Source organism: Microcoleus sp. w2-18bC1, from assembly GCF_036700365.1.
GTDB lineage: Bacteria > Cyanobacteriota > Cyanobacteriia > Cyanobacteriales > Microcoleaceae > Microcoleus.
Map to the genome: position 1 here is coordinate 1 of NZ_JAUBOS010000043.1, position 19,311 is coordinate 19,311.

The following is a 19,311-nucleotide window of genomic DNA, read 5'->3' on the forward strand; positions in this document are numbered from 1 at the left end:
TTAAACGGAAAAACTTTTTGACTCCAACTTTTCACAACTGATAAAAAAATTCCACACACATCTGCGGAATGTGGGTTTAAGATAAGATTAAACTAAATGACAGACCGTTCGCAGCAAATACGGGAGAAAATGTCAGGTTATGACGCACTCTAAAATAGGTTCTGATAGACGATTCATATAATATCCGTTGAATTCCCCCCCCATCTGACGGTCGGGGTGGGTTTAGGCTCATCTCTGGCTGATATTATAGATGGTTGGTGAACTGGCCCCTACAAAAATTATGGTTAATTTACCGCCCCTGATTTAACAGCTTATCCTAAGTTTTAACTTTCAACTTTTGCGAAATCGGCAGTTGGAGCGCAAATTCTGTTCCCCGGCCAACTTCTGAATGACACTCCAACTTACCGCCGTGGGTGTCTTTCACAATTTGGTAACTAATCGACAACCCCAAACCAGTGCCGGTGCCGATCGGTTTGGTAGTAAAAAATGGGTCAAACATCCTTGACTGAATTTCGGGACGGATACCGGGCCCGGTGTCAGAGATTCGCACACACACTTGATTTTCGCTGCTGACTTCAGTAACAATGCGAATCTGATTAACTTTGCAAGTACAATTTGCTGATGACTCTTCCATAGCGTCGATCGCATTCACCAGCAAATTCATAAATACTTGGTTTAATTGAGCCGGATAACACTCGACTTTGGGCAGTTCCCCGTAATTTTTAATAACTTGAATTTCCCCACGTTTTACCTGTGGCTGAAATCGGTGCTGCAAAATCACCAAAGTGCTCTCTATCCCTTCATGAATATCTATTACTTTGCGAGCTGTTTCGTCCAGTCTCGAAAAATTTCGTAAAGACAGCACTATCTGCTTAATTCGGTTAGCACCTTCTTGCATGGAAGCCAGCATTCTCGGAAAATCCTCAGCAATAAAATCTACTTCGACTTCTGCCAATTCTTCCTCAATTTCGGCAACTGGTTCGGGATAGTGTTGCTGGTAGAGATTGATCAATTTTACCAAATCGCGAGCGTACTGTGCGGCGGGAATAATATTGCCGTAGATGAAGCTGATGGGGTTATTAATTTCGTGGGCTACTCCCGCTACCATTTGCCCGATACTTGACATTTTTTCTGCTTGAATAAGCTGAGATTGAGCTTTTTGTAAGTCTGCCAGAGTTTTTTCTAACTGTTTCGCTTTTTCTCGTTCTCGCTGTTCGCTAAATTGCAAATCTGCTTCGGCTTGTTTGCGATCGCTAATATCGATATGCGTGCCCGTCATCCGCAAAGGATTTGCCGAAGCGTCGTGTTCCATCACCTTCGCTTGAGCTAAAATCCACTTCCACTCGCCGGATTTTGTCAGCATCCTAAATTCCACTTCGTAAGTAGGACTTTTGCCTTCCAGGTGAGCATTTAGCGCTGCTTTAGCCGGAGGAACATCCTCTGGATGTACCAGTTTCTCCCAGGTGGCGAAACTATTTTCTACCTCCTCTACTTCATATCCCAGCATCGTTTTCCACCGCGGATTAAAATAGACTTCTCCCGTGGTCAAATTCCAATCCCACAATCCCGTAGCACTGCCTTCAAATGCCAGATAAAAACGTTCTTCGCTAAGAAGCAAAGCTGCTTCGGCTTTTTTGCGATCGCTAATATCCATCACTGTTCCCAACAGTTTTATTACTTCCCCAGTTTCGCTAAAAACAGCTTCTCCCCTTCCTTCGACGTATATAATTTGACCGCTAGGATACAAAAATCGGAACTCTCTTTTGTAGGCAATGCCTTGTGAGATAGTCAGGCTGACGGTTTGTTGAAATAATTCTCTGTCGTCGGGATGACACATCTTTAAAAGTTTGGCAGATGTCGGTTCAGTTGCACTTGAGTCAAGACCAAAAATGCGGAATACTTCTTCTGACCAAGTAATTCTATTGGTGACTAAATCAAATTCCCAACTGCCGATATGGGCAATTTTCTGGGCTGCTGCTAGACTAGCTTCGCTTTGTTGAAGTTTAAGCCGCTGTTGTTTATCTTGTTCCAGAAGATTTGCTTGAGCGATCGCAATTCCCATCTGTGCCGCCACAGCGCTCAATAATCTGATCTCATCCTGCGTCCAGTGGCGGGGGCGATCGTACTGATGTAAGCATATCATTCCGTTAGCTTTTCCCTGATAGGAAGTGCGGATGGATATCATCGACTTCAAACCTATTTGACAGCACCAATCTCGGACATTTTCTAGCAGGGGTTCGGAAAAAACATCGTCAGAAACTACAGCTTGATCTTGGGACAATAAAAACTCAACGTGAGGATTGCCCTGTATGGGAATTTCTAAATCTAAAAGCGATTGAGAGGCTGTTTTTCTGTACTCAGCGACATTATAAATTCTGGGAACAGGGTCTTCTGTATAGGTGTGAATCAAGCAGCAATCGGCATTAAAAATTCGACCTATTTGAGCAGTCGCTGTTTGAAAAATTTGCTCTTGATTTAAGCTGTAGCGAATTTCGAGAGTAATTGTTTCTAGCAGAAATTTTTGTTTTATTTGCCGTTCCAAAGCAGCTAAAGCTGTTTTAAGTTCTAGTTCTGCTTGTTTGCGATCGCTTATTTCAGTAGCCGTCCCCAAAATTTTCCAAGGTTTGTCGTCTGCTGTTCTGGCAAACACTGTATCCACGCTAACAAACCAGCGATATTCACCATTTTTGTGCTGAATTCGGTACTCAAACTCAAAGCTTTCCCCGTCTTTTGCTGCGTCAATTTTGCTCAGATGTTCTGAGAATCCTGGTAAATCGTCAGGGTGTATTAAGTTAGGAAGAAATCCTCCTGCCATCTTCTGGATTTCTTCAAGGGTGTAGCCAATATCGCTATAGATTTCGCGGTTGATATACAGAGTTCGCTGTTCTATCAAATCGGAAACGTACAAAAGATTAGGATGTGTTTGAATTACTGCCGATAGCCAGCGTTGGCTGTCTCGGAGTTCTGCTTCGATCCGTTTGCGTTCTTCTATTTCTGCTTGCAGCCGCGCATTTTGTGCTAAAATTTGTTTATAAAGACGGCTCAGAAGCAGTTGATTTTCGACGCGGCTCACCACTTCTTCTGTTTGAAATGGTTTACTAATGTAGTCGGCCCCGCCCACCGAAAAAGCTTTGACTTTATCAAAAACTTCATTTAAAGAGCTAATAAAAATCACAGGAATATCTTTGGTTTGCGGACAAGCTTTTAGCTGTTCGCAGACTTGATAGCCATCCATACCGGGCATCATGATGTCCAGCAAAATCAAATCTGGTGGACTCGACAGAGCAAAGTTAAGAGCCAATTTGACATCTCGTGTCGGCCGCACTTTATATCCCCGCTTAGACAAAAGCTGGGATAAAAGCCGCAAGCTTTCTGGATGGTCGTCCACCATTAAAATATTTTCTTGTAAGGCAGCGTTTTGAAGTCTAAGTGTTTCTAGTCTTGGATTTTTATTGTCAGTTGTATTCATAGCAAACCCTCACACTATTCAAGTTGTATATGTGGGAATATTTTCAAAATCATTAACCACTTTTAGGTAACACTCTCAGATCAAACAGCACAACTATTGGCTTTATAGCACGCTCCTAAATTATCTGTCATTATATCAAAAGTAATGAGCGTTGGAAAATGTTGGTAGATAAAATGATCGGAGCCGAGTGAGAAAACAGCCTATATTGCTCAAATCACAGGCTAAGCAAGCAATTTTGATTAAAGGTAAAGCTGGTACAATTTCTATCAACCAGTTTTGCCTGCCTTTATCTGGTGGCTTTTTTTTCAGTAGATATCCTCACTGGAAAGGTTAATTCAAACAGGCCGGAATATGGGTGTCAACTTAAGACTAAAATTATTTGTTTTTCTGGTTTGTATCCAAGTCTTGAGTTCCCTAAATCCCCCTTCTTTAGCAGCGCTAGGGCAGTGTAGGCATAATTGTCAAACAGTAGGCTTTTACTACATTTGAGCTTAAGTTGACACCAATGGGCCCTGAAATACTCCTACAATATCTTATATTTTATTTGCGCTGTCGGGCTGATTTATGGTATCTTTGTCTCGGTCTGCAATTCCCCGCAAGCGGCGTACACGGCTTTGACGTTATACCAATTCAGAAAAATCCGAGCAATTTCTAGAGCTAACTGCGGTTTGCCTTGGTCAATCAACCACTGCAAAAAAGGAGTCATCGTTCGTTCGTTCAGCATCCCACCTAATGATAAAACTCCCCATAGGATTTGGTGCAGGAAAGTCATTTGAATCATCATCCTTACTTCCCAACTTGGGTGTTTTTGATAAAACAAAACTCCCATTCTACCGCGCTGAATTTCTCGGTCAATCATGCCCGGAATTTGCTCTAAACTAAAAGGTGGATGCCAGTGATAGCCGACAGCAACCGGACATTTAATGAGTTTCAAACCTAATTGTTTTAACCTAACTCCCAACTCTAAATCTTCCCATCCGTACAGTTGAAAGCGATTGTCAAACAGTCCAGCAGCCAGCAGCCAGTGGCGGGCGATTGCCACATTTCCCGTAGCAAAATAAGCCGCCGAAAAATCGGTGATTTTGTAAGGTTCTGAGGTAGGATTCTCAAAATTGCAAGTATTGATCACGCTGCCGTAAGTAAAAACAGCATCAGTATCTTTGTAACCCTGTAGTAAAGCATCGGCGTGTGCTTGCAAAAAATGCTCTGTTACCACCAAATCGCTGTCAATAAAAATAATCGTATCGCCCTTAGCATCTTCAACGCCCAAATTCCGGGCCGCCGCCGGGCCCTGGTGAGATTGACAGATCGATCGCACATGAGGCAACAAGTCAGCATTTGCCGCCAACCACTCCAGCGTCCCGTCCGTCGATCCGTCGTCCACCACAATTACTTCATACTCTCTGACAATCTCACCGAACTGCTGATTTTCCAAAGCCAGTAGACATTTTGCCAAAATCGGTTTACGATTATACGTCGGAATCACAACACTAAAAAACACGGTTTTTCCTCATCGCCACAGTTACCGTATCCCACGGTAGCAGATTTTCCCCAGCAACTCCCCTGGTAAATAGCCAAGTTTAGCAAAAAAAGAATATATAAATCTGTACTATTTCTGACAAGAATCGATCTCAATTAGGTGCATAATGAAAAGTCGGTTAAATCGGATATCTTGCACCATTCTCAAGAACAGGCAAGATGCCTGTTCCACAAAAATGATATTTTTTTGTGGGGTGGGCATCTTGCCCGCCCTGAAAAGCTTAGTGACAATGGTGCAAGATGTCAGTTAAATTCAGGATGTAAAGAGCAATGAGTCGCGCTAAAAAAGTTGTGCTAGCATATTCGGGCGGAGTCGATACTTCCGTCTGCATTCCTTACCTCAAAAATGAGTGGGGTGTGGAAGAGGTAATTACTCTGGCTGCTGATTTGGGACAGGGAGACGAATTAGAACCGATCCGCAAAAAAGCTTTAGCATCCGGTGCTTCGGAATCTTTAGTTATTGATGCTACCGAAGAATTTGTCAAAGATTATGCGTTTCCAGCGATTCAAGCTAACGCACTTTACGAAAACCGTTATCCCCTTTCGACTGCCTTGGCTCGCCCGCTGATTGCTAAATTGTTAGTAGAAGCTGCGGAAAAATACGGTGCAGATGCGATCGCCCACGGTTGCACAGGTAAAGGAAACGATCAGGTACGGTTCGATGTGTCGATCGGCGCGCTCAACCCCAAGATTAAAATCTTAGCACCAGCGCGGGAGTGGAAAATGAGCCGCGAGGAAACGATCGCATACGGCGAGAGATGTGGCATTCCGTCGCCAGTGAAAAAGTCTTCCCCTTACAGTATCGATCGCAACTTATTAGGAATGGCAATTGAAGCCGGAATCCTGGAAGATCCTTGGGCGGAACCGCCAGAGGAAGTTTATTTGATGACAAAGGCGATCGAACAAACTCCCGACACACCCGAATACATAGAAATCGGTTTCGATGGCGGCAATCCTGTCAGTTTAAACGGCAAAAATTTATCACCAGTCGCCTTAATTTCCCAGCTAAATGAAATAGTTGGGAACCACGGAGTCGGCCGGATTGACATGATTGAAAACCGCCTTGTAGGTATTAAATCGCGGGAAATTTACGAAACACCAGCGATTTTAGTTTTGATGCACGCGCACCGAGACTTAGAAAGTTTGACCTTGACAGCAGATGTAACGCGGTACAAGCGAGGCATCGAAGAAACCTACAGCCAAATGATTTACAACGGTCTGTGGTACAATCCTTTGAAAACAGCTTTAGACGCATTTATTCAGGACACGCAAAAGCGAGTAACTGGAACCGTTCGCCTCAAACTGTTCAAAGGAAATGCGACTATTGTCGGCCGCAAATCTGAGAATTCTCTGTACAGTTTCGACTTAGCCACCTACGGCGCAGAGGACGAATTCGATCACAAAGCTGCCGAAGGATTTGTCTATGTTTGGGGACTCCCAACCCGCATTTGGTCGGAGAAAAATAGAGGTTACAAATAGGATAGAATTAGGGTTAAAAACCTGATGTTAAGCCGCCGATTCGTGGAATTAAAGTAGGGTGTACATGACGCACCTTATTTCCCGCAATCGCCTAACCTGTGCCAATTACCTAAGTTAGGAGTTAGTAAGATACAGTAATAATTGGTAATTGGTAATTGGTGGTTATCCTAATAATTTGTTAAACTGTCTTCAGACAAATTTAGCTTTGAGGCAGGGGTTTAAACCCCTGCCAGATTACTGTCAAATCGAGATTTTTGCCTGCTTTCTACCTTCAGATTACAGCCTCGGATCGACAGGTTCGCTCTCCATCGCTAAAACTCCGAAAACGCACTCGTGAACTTGTCTCAATGGAGCGCCCGCAACAAATCTCTCCAATGCTTCTATACCGAGAGCAAACTCTCGCAACGCCAAAGAACGCTTGCCGGAAAGTCCGCGCGATCGCAGTTTTTCTAAATGTTCCGGCAAAGAATATTCCAGACCATAAATAATTCGCAAATACTCTTTTCCGCGACATTTCACCGCAGGCTGTACGAGTCCTTTGCTATTTTTCACAATAAAATCCATTGGTTTAACAACCATTCCTTCGCCTCCCGCCGCCGTCTGTTTTTCCCACCATTGAATCCCCGCCAATTGGCTGTCAAAATCTGCCATTTTAACTATTTTGTATTCAGTAGATAACAGCAATTCAGGGTCAGCTTTACAAATTTGTGAAATCTGTTCCATGTGCCAACAGTGATTTTTGTCAGTGTGAACAGTTCCCTCGGTTGCCAAGATGTGGAAAGGCGCTAATTTGAGGTCCAAGAGCGATTTCACTGGCCAGCAGTAGCGCTGATAGGCATGAACATAGCGATCGGCTAGTTCGGCTCGCTCTTGATAGCTGGTTAGCAAAGAATTAATTTCAACTCCCCGCTGCTGTGCCTGTTCTAAGTTCTTAATCGCCTCCGCAAACCCGTGACGAGATGCTGTTCCCACGGCGGCGTATTGCTCTTTCAATAAACCTTGAGCTTTGGCTGACCAAGGCATTAATTCGCAGTCCAAACACACCCAATCGGTTTGAAATTTCTCCCAAAAATTGCTCGCAGTCAAAGCGACATTTACCCGCGCTAAAAATTCTCTTTCTAAGGTAGAATTATCGAAAAAATGCCGTCCCGTGCGGGTGTAGCAAATGCCGATACTCTCGCTGAGAATGCCAAAGCGGCGTAAAGCTGCCGATGCGTCGCGGCAAACAATCACAACTGCACGGGAACCCATGTGCTTTTCTTCGCACACAACTGTCGATATGCCCTGCTGTTGGTAGTAACTAAATGCTTCGGCTGGATGTTCTAAAAGTCCTGGTTCTTTGGAGGTAGCAGCGGGAGACATCGTGGGCGGCAAATAAATCAGCCATTTGGGATTGGCGGCAAACCGACTCATTACTTCTAGGGCTGCGATCGCATTTTCTTCTTTAATCGTAATGTTACTTTGCAAGCGAGTAGAAATAATGCGTTTTCCTAGTACTTCGCTAATGTTCAGTACGTCATCAAACTGCTGTTGGGCGGTGATATTCACTGCCGCCAAACCGCTAGTGATAATGGGTGAATTGATGTCTCTATTGTTAAGTGGAGTTTGGCTGTCTTGAAAGAGGATCGGTTTGGCAGGTTCGCAGTAAATTCTAGCAGCAGGAACGCTGAGAAATTCTCTTTCGGGATACCGCAAAGCTGTTAGTTTGCCTCCGAAAACGCAGCCGGTGTCAATATCAACTGTATTGTTCAACCATTCTGTTTCTGGAACCGGGGTGTGTCCGTAAACAACCGCTGCCTGACCTCGATATTCGGCGGCCCAATTGTAGCGGACGGGCAAGCCGAATTCATCGATTTCGCCAGTTGTTTCTCCGTACAAGGCGAAATCTCGAATACGGCGCGATGCGCGTCCCTGAAATTCAGCTTTCATCCCGGCGTGGGCGACGACTAATTTTCCGCCATCGAGGACGTAATGCCCAATCAAACTATCTAAAAATTGGCGAATTTCTCGGACTGCTGATTCGCGCCATTCATCCGGTAAAGCGGCAATTTCTGCTAATGTTTGTTCGAGTCCGTGGTTGATTTTGACATTTTTGCCGTTGAGTTTTCGCAGCAGTTTGATGTCGTGATTTCCAGGTACGCACAAAGCTGTTTCTGCGAGTACCATGTTTCGCACGAGTTTGAGGGTGTCGAGAATGCGCGGGCCCCGATCGACCAAATCGCCCAAAAACACGGCTTTACGCCCTTCCGGGTGCGCGTAGGTGGGAAAATTACCCAAATCGGATTCGCTGGATTTTTCGATAATTTGATAGCCCAACTGTTGCAGCAATTGCTCCAATTCGTCGCAGCATCCGTGAACGTCGCCGATGATGTCAAAAGGGCCACGATCGTGTTTGCGGTTGTTCCACAGCGGTTGTCTTTCGACTTCCACGGCCTCGATTTCCTCTGGGGAACGGAGGACGTAAACGTAGCGAAATCCTTCCCTATCTAGAGATTTGAGCGATCGCTTTAAATTCTGAACGTGGCGGCGAATTACATGATTTCCAAAATTGCGGTTTGCACGTTGTTGATTGCGATCGGCACACAATTTTTCTGGTAAATCTAGCACAATAGCAACCAAAAAGCAATGATATTTTCGGGCTAATTCCAACAATGATTTGCGACTTTCCGGCTGAACGTTGGTGGCATCAATTACAGTTAACTTACCTGCGGCCAGACGTTTAGCAGCGATTAAATGCAATACTTCAAAAGCATCAGCGGTGGCCGCTTGATTGTTTTCGTCGTCGGAAACCAGACCGCGGCAGTAATCCGATGAAATGATTTCTGTAGGTAGGAAATGCTGCAGCGCAAAGGTGGATTTGCCGGAACCGGATGCACCGATGAGAACGACTAGGGATAGTTCTGGAAGCGTAATTTTCATTGTTTAATAGTATAGATTTTTACTCGTTACTAGGCTCTGCCCAAGGCGTGAAAAGTTAGCGTAAAACCGAGCGTCTCTCTTGTTTGTATCGAAGTATCGATCCCCCCTAACCCCCCTTAATAAGGGGGGGGACAAGAGTATTTCTCAAAGTCAACCCCTACTCCCCTTACTAAGGGGGATTTAGGGGGATCGAGCCTTCGACTAAAAGCGAAATTTATTATGGGTTTTAGTCTTAAGTTGTCAGCAATGGGCTGTGCCTGGGAACCAGTTAAAAACATCAAAACGTTTGACTACCATTGCCACTCAAGCTTCTCCCACTCCGTAGTGGTGACATCATCAAGAAGGACATCATCATGTTGCTGTGCCATTTTTGCGAACGCTTCCTCCCAGCCGGCACGCGGTTTTTGGGCTGCACGAATGACGATCCGATCGCCGTGAACTTCGATTTCTACTGCTTCGCTAATACCAATTTGATCTAACAAAGATTTGGGAATGCGAATGCCCTGAGAATTGTCAATTGTAACGATCTGGGTTTGAATAGATTTACTCATAGCGGAAGCCTGCATTTTTCCAAGTTTAACTATATTGTAAGCACAAACAGACCGTGGGTATTATTTTCACTGACCGAATACTGCCATTTGCGTAGGCGAACCCACTTCCAAATCCTCCGATCCAACGGAGCGAAACTCCACCCCAAAACCAAACCGTTCAGCAACCCCATTCGCCCAAGTCTGAAACTCTGCGCGCGTCCACTCAAAACGGTGATCGCGGTGGCGAAATTTGCCCGCAGGCAAGTTTTCAAACCTAACGTTATATTCAATATTTGGAGTTGTGACGATCGCACTTTTGGGTCGGATAAATTCAAACAAAACCCGCTCAAAAGCAGCTAACCGTTCTAAATCCAGATGTTCGATCACTTCAATTACCGCCGCCGCATCAAAACCAGTCAAGCGGGTGTCCCGATAAATTAGCGAACTTTGAATTAGTTGAATCCGAGATTGTTGTGCGGGAGACAATCGATCGATTTGCAAACGTTCCCTGGCAATTTCCAATGCGCGATAGGACACATCGACGCCTGTAATTTGTTCGATCGAGCTTTCTTTCAAAAGCAATTTCAGCAGTTTTCCCTCACCGCAGCCCAAATCTACCACTCGCTTAGCACCACTTTCCTTTAAAACCTCCGTCACAGCTCCCAAACGCTCTTGATTCAAGCTAATTCGCTGTTCTAAAACTTCCTCTTCTTGCTGATGAGAAACTTCGAGCTCATCAGGGTAAATATTATCTTCTTCTCCTAACTGTGCCACAGCAATTCGCGTCAAACGGCGCTGGCGTTTCAGATAGCGGTTGGCAATTTGTTCGCGGGCGGGATGCGCGTTCAACCAACCTTCGCCGTGACGCAATAACTTCTCAATTTCCTCATCGCCCACCCAATAATGTTTGTCGTCATCCAACACGGGAATTATCACGTAAAGATGGCTTAACAAATCCGCCAAACGAACTGTATTTTGCAGTTCCACAGAAAAGTAAGGACTCGCGCCCCAATCGGGAAATTGCTCGTCAAGAATCAGGGGTTTTGCTGCGACTTGATAGCCAAGGGGCTCAAACATTTGCCGCAGGAACTTCTCGCCACCGCGACAGGGCAAAACCGACAGATTAACTGTCAAAGGAATAGCTGTTTCTGCGAGTTCTGGGCGGTCTTTGCAGCGACCGGATAGAGCTGTACTAAAGACTTTGGCGAGGGCGACAGACAGAAACGAAGAGGCAACGTAGGGGCGATCGTTCACGTATTGTTCGAGGGGGCGATCACCCGATTTCGACTTGCCCCGCACCAAACCAACCGGATCGACATCTAAGAGTAAAGCGGCCGTGCACCTTTCTGCATTTGCCTCTGGATAAAACACGCTGGCTTGCCCGAAAGTCATGGGAAAGGATTGATGGCGATCGGGATGTTTGTGCAGCAAATAACCCAAATCTGTAGCAGGGACGCGAGTTGTAGAGATGGTTAGTAACATAATATTAGGAATTGGGCATCGGGCATCGGGCATCAGCTATTGGCAATTTGTAATTCCTCCTAATGACTAATGACTAATGACTAATGACTAACGACTACTAAGATTTCTGTTTTTCCACACTTCCCAAATCCAACTTAGCGCGCAACTCCTCCTTAATCCGATTTAAAATAGAATCCTCATCCAAAGAAGACAAAATCTTGCTCACCACAGCCTTTGGCCCATCATCTCCCCAAGAAGCACCATTAGCCAAATAAGCCTTAGTAACTTGACCGATTCCGTAGGAAGAAACCCCCGCGATCGCAGCTTGCGTCACCGCCACAGACAAATAAGGCCCTAAAGCCAAACCCCCCGTCGCCGGCGTCGCCAAACCCAACAAGCCTTTCAAAGAACTCAAACCAAAATTAGCCAACAATTCACCCGCAGTAATTCCCCCCATACTAATCGCAATCTTTTGCAGCAATTCCACCGCGCCCGCTTCCGTCATCGCAATGCCGTAAACTTTAGATAAAGTTAAGATCATCACCACATCAATTACCGCACCGCTAAGAATATCAACTACAGTAATTGGATTAAGTGCGATCGCCACCGCTTTAGTCATTACCCCGTTCCAGATAATGCGATTAGCCGCGTCATCTCGAATCTCCATTTTTCGCTGCACCAACTGCTCGTTAATATCCCCCGCACACAGCATCGTATTCAGCGCGACCAAAGATTTGCCTTCCCGGTCTAAAATCTCCAAAATCTTTAATTTTAAATCTTGCACTTGTGGCAAACTGCGAGTCATTTGCACACCCATACTTCCGTCAGGACGGCGCACCGCCCTCGCCGTCAAAGGCGAAGCCGCCGCCATCACAATTTCATCGGGAGACAACAATTCTCTGACGCGCTCGTCTCGAATTTTATGATAAATTGCCAGCCTGTCTGCATCAGGATACTGGTCAATTTTATTAAACACTAATAACATCGGTTTTCCCGCTTCTCGCAACTGCGAAAGTGCTGCGTATTCCACCTTCGTAATGTCGCCAGCAACCACAAACAAAATCAAATCTGCTTGTTGAGCAACGCGGCGGGCTAAAAGTTCGCGAGTTTCTCCGTCAACTTCATCTATTCCCGGAGTATCGACTAATTCAACTTGCGACAAACGGTAAATAACTGGCGAAAGTCGTAGCGTAGGGGGGCGTAAGCCATCGGGCAAATTCTCATCAATTCCCTCTCCGACATCCCACTGGCCGATAGTCGTCGTGCGAGTCACCCCGTGAGTCGGGCCAGTTTCAAACACATTTTGACCTAGCAGCGCGTTCAAAACCGAAGATTTTCCCCTTCCCACCATCCCAAACACAGCTATTTGCACGCAAGCGCGCTCTAGCTTGTCGAGCATTTTCTCTAACCCACCAATTTCCGGTTCTAGTCCAGTTCGCTCTTGAACAGTCAAGTCGAGATTTTCTACTATATCTCGCAGAGCATCTTTAGCGTGGCGCAGGTTGAGTTCTGCCTGAATGTCTGCGAAGCTTAAAATTGTGTCATCTAATTCTCGATCGACATTTGAAAAATCGGAGGCTTCAGTCATTGTCACCTGGCTTTTTAACTTATTTTACCTAAAGTTGCAACAGATACAATGATATTGTACCTGTTTCTGTCTGCTGTGTACAGCCCGCACCAGTTCGCAGCGCCCAAAAATCTGCTTTGCACAATTAGGAAATAACCGCAAGATTTCAATGTTTAATCTCCCGTGGAATCGGCGAGTTGCTAAAGCATCGGCATCTCTTCCTTGGATACTCGCAACTCCATTTTTCCGCCCACGATCCAGACATCAACAAAAGGAGTCTCTTGCACCCGAATTTCCTTTGTCTGCGTCTGGCCACCCTCCACAGCTACCTTCAACTTAACTGTGGATTCCTCAACAGGAACTTCCACCGCATCCGCGAAGGAAATCGTCAAATCCGTAGTCACGCCAGACTTGCGATAGACTTCCTGTTCATTCACTTCTACAGTCACGGTGTTATTGCTGAAACCGTCGCGAAGTTTGATAAATAAACGCATAGTGGTACTCACTTGGTAATGGTAAGGGGTCAAAAAATCTGCGTGGGGGCGATCGGGTACGCAGGTAGACCCGATCGCCAAAAGTGCCAACAGAATTATCAGGTGTCGAACCAACAACAGACTTATCATTAATGCTGTGAAGTTGTTGCTAGCAGTGTTTTGTACAAACTAACAAAAATTGCTTTACTCATTTAGTTTAAAATAAAGTAAAGCAATCTTCAGGGTAATTCACCAATTCACTTTTTGGCTGCCGCTCGCAATGTCTTGACTTCCATTGCTGAGATTTTGCTAAAAGTTTTGCTAACAGCATCCTCATCGCCGGTTTTAGCCTGAACCTCAGCTAAACAGGAAAGGGACATCTGTGCCGAAACAGGGTCGAGAATATTGGAATCGGCGACTGCTGTCAGCAACTTGGCGCTTTCATCCAACTCCGCAGGGCGTACAATCACCCGGGTTTCACGATCGTCGGTAATCGTTTTAAAGTCACGGCTAGCGTTGATACCCTTCACCATCCGAACATAGTTTGCCATCGCGTGTTTCGGATATTTTGCTAGAACTTCCTCAAAAGCATCGTTACCGCTTCGCAAAGACTCATCATCCGAACCCAGCAAATAGAACAAAGAACCCTGTTCGTCGCCGATAAACAGAGCGGCCAATTCTTCCTCAATTGGCGTCACAGGATAGCGAACGCGAATAGTGATGATATCCGAGAATACCTCTGAACCGTCCAAAGCCCCATAGACCGCCCGTACCCGGTAATTTCCGGGTTGATCGAAATAAAATCCGTCTTTGCCATAGCCGATATATGCGCTTTCTGGAATTACATCATCCCGCGCGATCGTGCTTTCTCGCTGACCGACTAAATGATCGATTAGCGGTTCATAAACCACAACTGCGCCACTAGGCTTGCGAATCACGATTTTGACCAAGCCGCAATTCGGATGCAGCCAAGTATGCACCCGGCGCCCGCCTGCAGCGGTCGTTCCCAGCATTAATTCCAGTACCACAGGCTCACCGAGGGCGAAGCTCTTTTGGTTGGTTGAGATCCTGAAAGTCAGTCCCGACTCATCGCGAATCGGATCAGCCATCACTTCCTGGCCCAGACCAGAGCCGATCGCAAAGTCGTTTCCACCCACAATAATATTGTTGCGGAACGCATGGCGGAGATGGATGACCTCCTCATTGTCGAACTGAAACGCAAACTGGCTCCAGTAGGTAGCCTCGCCACCCGGTGCTGGGTAATTAAAGGGATAGTTCATCCAAGACAACGACAGCGGGCGATTCGTACCGGGGGGCGTCGCCAAGGACTTTTGCCACGAGTGCAGCAAGTTAAAGCTATGCCCCAGCTCGTGAACATAAGTGTAGAGCTGCAATCGCAGCTTTTCGGCAGTTTCTCCGCCTATACCTTGATGAAAAACGGCGCAGCCTTGCCGCTGCTTCCCTTGCTGGTCAAACATGATGCCGTAGAGCCCTGGGCCCAGGTCGTGAAGTTGAGCAACTACCTGCCAAACAGCCCACTGCGGCAAATCCTGCCACAAGGTGAAGTGTTTCTGCATCGAAGCGTGCAGTTCTGAGTTGCTCCATTTAGCGCCCGCACCAGCTTCATCGATATTGATGACGTTGTTTCCTGCTGTTGCGATCATCTCGATCCCAGCTTCTGCATAGGAACTGACGACGCTGAGGTTGCGCGCTGGCCCCCCCGACGGCAGGGAACCCGTGTTGTAGCTGCTGAATATGGGAGTGACAACATCGGAAACCTGGTCTGTTTCTAGTCGCAGACTGCGGAAATAGACAGACTCGAAGACACAAGTGTAAGTTGCTCCGGCGACTCCGCCCTTTGTGAAAAATTCCACCGTTGCTGGCGCCTGCGGCTGGAAGATGAACTTGCGCTGGATAGTCACCTGTATTACGGGAGATCCGGCGGCAAAGGTAAAGCTTCCGAGGCCCTTGATGACGACTTGAGAAGCTGTTACCGTTATCGTCGGCGCATCGACGATAAAGGAGCCAAAATAGGTAGTCGTACCGCCGCTGACTTGGAAGAAGTCGCCGCTTAACCGCTTCATTGGTCGAGTGCGATCAACGTCAACCCGGAGTTCGAGTTGAAAGCTGCCTAATGTACCGCGGTAGCGCCCACTGACGGGCCGTTTGGCGATCACAATTGCGGTCGGTGCGATCGGTAGCGGTGGGATGCTAGGTATTGGTGCGGTTTCGCCCTCGATTGGATGTGTTGGATCGCTAATTCCAGCCTCTATTGCTGCGATCGCAGCTATGTCATCGACTGACATTTCTCCAAACGAAAAATCACTACTGGTTAAATCGATACTTGTAGGATCTTGCTGAGACATTTTTATTTATCCTTTCATATTCTGATACTCCATATATAAGTGGCAGTATTGGAGAGTTTACAGTCGCTTTTTGGAGTGACACTTATTTGTGCTACACCATTTGAGTGTCACTCATTTAAGCGACAGTGTTGTTGACTGTTTCACTCATGCGTCCGACCCGTGCTATGTTTATTTTTACTAAAAATTAAAATTTCTCAGCAAGTAAATTGTAACCAATGATTAACCGCCTCCAAATAATAGCCAGTTATCCATTTCCTTTACGTGTGATAATTTTCCTATTAATCTTGCTAGCAATTTGGCTGCCGCTAGCAGCACCAATTTATCTCTTAGTTAAAGATAGTAACCTAGCAACTATTCTGACAATGGGATTGTTGTTTACCGAGTTTCTGTTCCTAGTGCCGCGCTGGGGAAAACAGGTTTACGGACAAACCCAATTACTCAAAAGTTACGGTTTAATCAATACGCGAAAAAACGGTTTTGAGCTTTTAATCGGATTGGCGATCGGGCTTTTGCTCACTTTCAGCTTATTTGCGGTGCAAGGGCTGTTCGGCTTAGTCGCGTGGCAAAATTCTGATAATGTGCCGAGAATCATCGCAGAAGGGCTGTTAAGCGCCCTTGGAGTCGGTTTTGCGGAAGAGTTGGTATTCCGTGGTTGGTTGCTGGACGAGTTGCAGCGGGATTACAATTATAAAATATCTCTGTGGGCAAATAGCCTGGTGTTTGCCCTATCTCATTTTATCAAGCCTGTGGTAGCAATGCTGCGGAGTTGGCCGCAGTTTCCGGGGTTGTTGTTGCTGGGTTTGATTTTGGTTTGGGGAAAAAGAGCGCGCCAAAATCGCCTCGGTTTGTCGATCGGGCTTCATGCAGGTTTAGTCTGGGGATATTACATCATTAACATCGGGCAGTTAGTGCGATATTCGGCATCTGTTCCCGACTGGGTGACAGGAGTTAACGGCAATCCGCTAGCTGGGGCGATCGGGCTGTTGTTTTTGAGTGTCTTGGCATTGGGAATGCGAAAAATGTCTGAACATTCCAAAGGTTTCGAGTAAGGACGAAGAGTCCTTATTTGCCACAACTTGGAGGACTAAAGTCCTCACTACCACCCAACTAATTCAGAAATTTATAAACTTATGAAACTCAGCATCTTTGGCACTGCTACACTGTTAATGTACACAGGTTTGTTAGCTCCGGCAAACGCACAAAATACCGCACAAGTCAAGCCAAATAATTCTTTAGTTCAAGTGCAGCAAACGCGAGAACAAGTTCTCGATGCTTGCATCCAGAATCAGGTTGAAACCCTGCCAAATCCTTTTACCGATGTACCTTCCAATCACTGGGCTTACAAAGCTGTTTTGACAATGTATTATTGCGGGGCTTACCGAGAAGGGACGCCACCTGCTTTAATTAAAGAATCACTGGAATCGGGACCTCCTATTAGAGAAAGTTTGCCTTCCCGATCGCCATTTCCCAATTTCCCATTACAGCCTTTTCCCGTGATTAATTAAAGAATTACTGGAATCGGGATATCTTACGAGAGGAAGTTTTTATTCCCGATTGCCTTTTCCACATTTCCCATTACCAAGATTTTAAAACTCAGCCCGAACCGTAAACGAATAATCCCCGCCCGGTTCAAGCTGATAATCCCATTTTTCCAGAAAACGGTGCAGCGGTTCCTGAATCAATGCCCTACCCTGAGAAGGCTCAAGAATCAGTGTTTTTTCTGACGTGAAACGCCACTGAAACTGCCACTCAAAATTGCCGGCAGTCACTTCACCCTCAATCGTGCCTTTTTGCCAAGATTGACCAGTAACCCGGACATATGCAGTTGTTTCAGGCAAACGTCTCGAACTCACCTTTTTGTTTCCGCGTTTGTTTCTGCAATTGTGCGACTATTGTAAAGGCTCATGGCTTTTTCTACTCCTTGGTGCAGACTTAGTTCCACAGCTTCTACAACCAGTTTAAGCACTTTCTCTACTAACTGACTTTCCTCTGAGGAAAATTTTCCTAACACGAAGGAAATCGTATCTTTCTCATTTTTAGCAGCATCGTTTTGAGGTTTGCCGATGCCAATCCGCAAGCGGGGAAATTTGTCTGTACCCAAATGAGAAATTGTCGATTTCATGCCGTTGTGCCCGCCGGCAGAACCGGCAAGCCGCATTCTCAATTTCCCGATCGGCAAATCCATATCATCGTATACTATTAATACCGACTCAGCAGGTATCTTGTACCAATCCGTCGCCGCCCGAATCGCTTGACCCGACAGATTCATGTAAGTAAGCGGTTTCAGCAAGCGGATTTTCTGTCCCCGCGGCCGATTTCCCTCGCCAAATATGCCTTGAAATTTGCGATTTTCCGACAGCGAAATCTGCCAAGATTTAGCCAAGGCATCGACAGCATTAAAGCCTATGTTGTGTCGGGTGCGATCGTATTTAGGTTCGGGATTGCCTAACCCAACTATTAGCTGGGGAATCACTAACTCCGCTGGTGTTTCCGACTTCTGAGGGTTGTTCATTTAACTGTCTGTGCTATCTTCCTTCTTAGGAGTAGCGGCTGCGAGTTTTTCAGTTTCCTGTTTGCTGCTAGTTGCTACTGCTTCTTCTAACTGCTTAGCTTCCCGCGTGAACTCCGACTCAAAATCCCGCGAAGCGTCTTGAAAGCCCCGAATAGCTTTCCCCATACTCCGACCGATTTCAGGTAATTTTTTCGGGCCAAATACCAATAGGGCGATCGTAAAAATAACTGCCATTTCGGGCAAACCAATGCCAAAAATATTCATGGTTTTTCTCCAGCAATTTGTTTAGTTAGTTTTTGTTTATTTAGGGCAAAAGTAATCGGAAAGGGTAAGGAAAAACGGGAAAACTTAGCTTTTACCCTTTCTCCTCCACCCTCAGCTTTTACTTTTAGCCTTACTGTTTTGCGATCAATTTTTAGCGGTCGAGACTCGACCAATCCATATCCACACTCTCCAGAATCAGAGAAGAGTTGTAGATTTGCAAAATAATCAACAAGAACACGAAAAACAGTCCAATGAACACGCTCATCAACAGCGTGGTTCCCCAGCCGGGGGCTACCTTGCCGTATTCCGAGTTAAGGGGTTTGAGTATATCTCCTAACCAAGTCCGTTGTGCCATAAGTCACCTGCAATGAATCTCTACAGAAAAGTTTGACATATTTCTACCGCTAATTGCGATCGCAATTTCTCAGAAATGCCGCATGGGGGACTGGGAGAAGGGGGAGTGAGGGTTGGCTGCCATACCGTACAGCGCCTAAAATCACGAGACTTTCAGACGGATTGTTATTTTTTGTAATATTATAGAGTGGAACACTCATAATCGATCACAAATATGGAACCTGCAGCAGTTCTCGGCATTTCTCTCGGTGTGTGTCTGGTGGCCATCACCGGTTTCTCGATCTACACGGCTTTCGGCCCTCCCGCTAAGGAATTGAGAGATCCTTTTGAAGAACACGAAGACTAAAGAAGAAGGAAGGCACAACACGGATTCGGACA

16 protein-coding genes are annotated in these 19,311 nt (G+C 45.9%); 4 read left to right on the forward strand and 12 right to left on the reverse strand.

What is annotated here, in order from left to right:
- Window positions 1-316: 316 nt before the first annotated feature.
- On the reverse strand, window positions 317-3,469 hold the full coding sequence (locus QT979_RS19780; protein WP_333213394.1) for a PAS domain-containing protein: 3,153 nt from the start codon (window positions 3,467-3,469) through the stop codon (window positions 317-319).
- Window positions 3,470-4,031: 562 nt separating this feature from the next.
- Window positions 4,032-4,970, reverse strand: coding sequence for a glycosyltransferase (locus tag QT979_RS19785; RefSeq protein WP_333311462.1), 939 nt, complete (start codon window positions 4,968-4,970; stop codon window positions 4,032-4,034).
- 308 nt (window positions 4,971-5,278) lie between these two features.
- Here QT979_RS19785 and QT979_RS19790 point away from each other — a divergent pair, with 308 nt between their 5' ends.
- Window positions 5,279-6,487, forward strand: coding sequence for an argininosuccinate synthase (locus QT979_RS19790; protein ID WP_333311463.1), 1,209 nt, complete (start codon window positions 5,279-5,281; stop codon window positions 6,485-6,487).
- A gap of 276 nt (window positions 6,488-6,763) precedes the next feature.
- On the opposite strand, the gene QT979_RS19795 is transcribed toward QT979_RS19790, so the two are convergent.
- From QT979_RS19795 to QT979_RS19820, 6 genes are all read right to left on the reverse strand, one after another.
- On the reverse strand, window positions 6,764-9,406 hold the full coding sequence (locus QT979_RS19795) for a polynucleotide kinase-phosphatase (protein ID WP_333311464.1): 2,643 nt from the start codon (window positions 9,404-9,406) through the stop codon (window positions 6,764-6,766).
- Window positions 9,407-9,696: 290 nt separating this feature from the next.
- On the reverse strand, window positions 9,697-9,957 hold the full coding sequence (locus tag QT979_RS19800) for an AbrB/MazE/SpoVT family DNA-binding domain-containing protein (protein WP_333311465.1): 261 nt from the start codon (window positions 9,955-9,957) through the stop codon (window positions 9,697-9,699).
- A 66-nt stretch (window positions 9,958-10,023) separates the two neighbouring features.
- Window positions 10,024-11,418 (reverse strand): 3' terminal RNA ribose 2'-O-methyltransferase Hen1, encoded by a 1,395-nt coding sequence (locus tag QT979_RS19805; RefSeq protein WP_333311466.1) that lies wholly within the window; start codon window positions 11,416-11,418, stop codon window positions 10,024-10,026.
- Window positions 11,419-11,515: 97 nt separating this feature from the next.
- Window positions 11,516-12,985, reverse strand: coding sequence for a GTP-binding protein (locus tag QT979_RS19810; RefSeq protein WP_333311467.1), 1,470 nt, complete (start codon window positions 12,983-12,985; stop codon window positions 11,516-11,518).
- A 179-nt stretch (window positions 12,986-13,164) separates the two neighbouring features.
- Window positions 13,165-13,587 carry a hypothetical protein gene (locus QT979_RS19815; protein ID WP_333311468.1) on the reverse strand — a complete coding sequence of 141 codons (423 nt, stop codon included), beginning with the start codon at window positions 13,585-13,587 and terminating at the stop codon, window positions 13,165-13,167.
- A gap of 107 nt (window positions 13,588-13,694) precedes the next feature.
- Window positions 13,695-15,803 carry a hypothetical protein gene (locus QT979_RS19820; RefSeq protein WP_333311469.1) on the reverse strand — a complete coding sequence of 703 codons (2,109 nt, stop codon included), beginning with the start codon at window positions 15,801-15,803 and terminating at the stop codon, window positions 13,695-13,697.
- Window positions 15,804-16,018: 215 nt separating this feature from the next.
- Here QT979_RS19820 and QT979_RS19825 point away from each other — a divergent pair, with 215 nt between their 5' ends.
- The gene (locus QT979_RS19825; protein ID WP_333311470.1) at window positions 16,019-16,852 is read left to right on the forward strand and encodes a CPBP family intramembrane glutamic endopeptidase; all 834 of its coding nucleotides are present in this window, start codon (window positions 16,019-16,021) and stop codon (window positions 16,850-16,852) included.
- An 81-nt stretch (window positions 16,853-16,933) separates the two neighbouring features.
- Window positions 16,934-17,308: an S-layer protein gene (locus QT979_RS19830; protein WP_333311471.1), complete on the forward strand. Its 375-nt coding sequence runs from the start codon at window positions 16,934-16,936 to the stop codon at window positions 17,306-17,308.
- 81 nt (window positions 17,309-17,389) lie between these two features.
- On the opposite strand, the gene QT979_RS19835 is transcribed toward QT979_RS19830, so the two are convergent.
- The 4 genes from QT979_RS19835 to psbH form a co-directional block, all read right to left on the reverse strand.
- Window positions 17,390-17,656, reverse strand: a complete 267-nt coding sequence (locus QT979_RS19835; protein ID WP_332958583.1) for a DUF3146 family protein — start codon at window positions 17,654-17,656, stop codon at window positions 17,390-17,392.
- Window positions 17,653-18,315 carry an aminoacyl-tRNA hydrolase gene (gene pth / locus QT979_RS19840; protein ID WP_333213677.1) on the reverse strand — a complete coding sequence of 221 codons (663 nt, stop codon included), beginning with the start codon at window positions 18,313-18,315 and terminating at the stop codon, window positions 17,653-17,655. Before pth ends, QT979_RS19835 begins: the two co-directional genes overlap by 4 nt.
- Entirely contained in the window at window positions 18,316-18,579 is a 264-nt protein-coding gene (locus QT979_RS19845) for a TatA/E family twin arginine-targeting protein translocase (protein ID WP_333213679.1), read from the reverse strand.
- A gap of 151 nt (window positions 18,580-18,730) precedes the next feature.
- Window positions 18,731-18,934 carry a photosystem II reaction center phosphoprotein PsbH gene (psbH, locus tag QT979_RS19850; RefSeq protein ID WP_333082642.1) on the reverse strand — a complete coding sequence of 68 codons (204 nt, stop codon included), beginning with the start codon at window positions 18,932-18,934 and terminating at the stop codon, window positions 18,731-18,733.
- A gap of 213 nt (window positions 18,935-19,147) precedes the next feature.
- Between psbH and psbN the strand changes: the two genes are divergently transcribed.
- The gene (gene psbN / locus QT979_RS19855) at window positions 19,148-19,279 is read left to right on the forward strand and encodes a photosystem II reaction center protein PsbN (RefSeq protein WP_190742515.1); all 132 of its coding nucleotides are present in this window, start codon (window positions 19,148-19,150) and stop codon (window positions 19,277-19,279) included.
- Window positions 19,280-19,311: the final 32 nt, after the last annotated feature.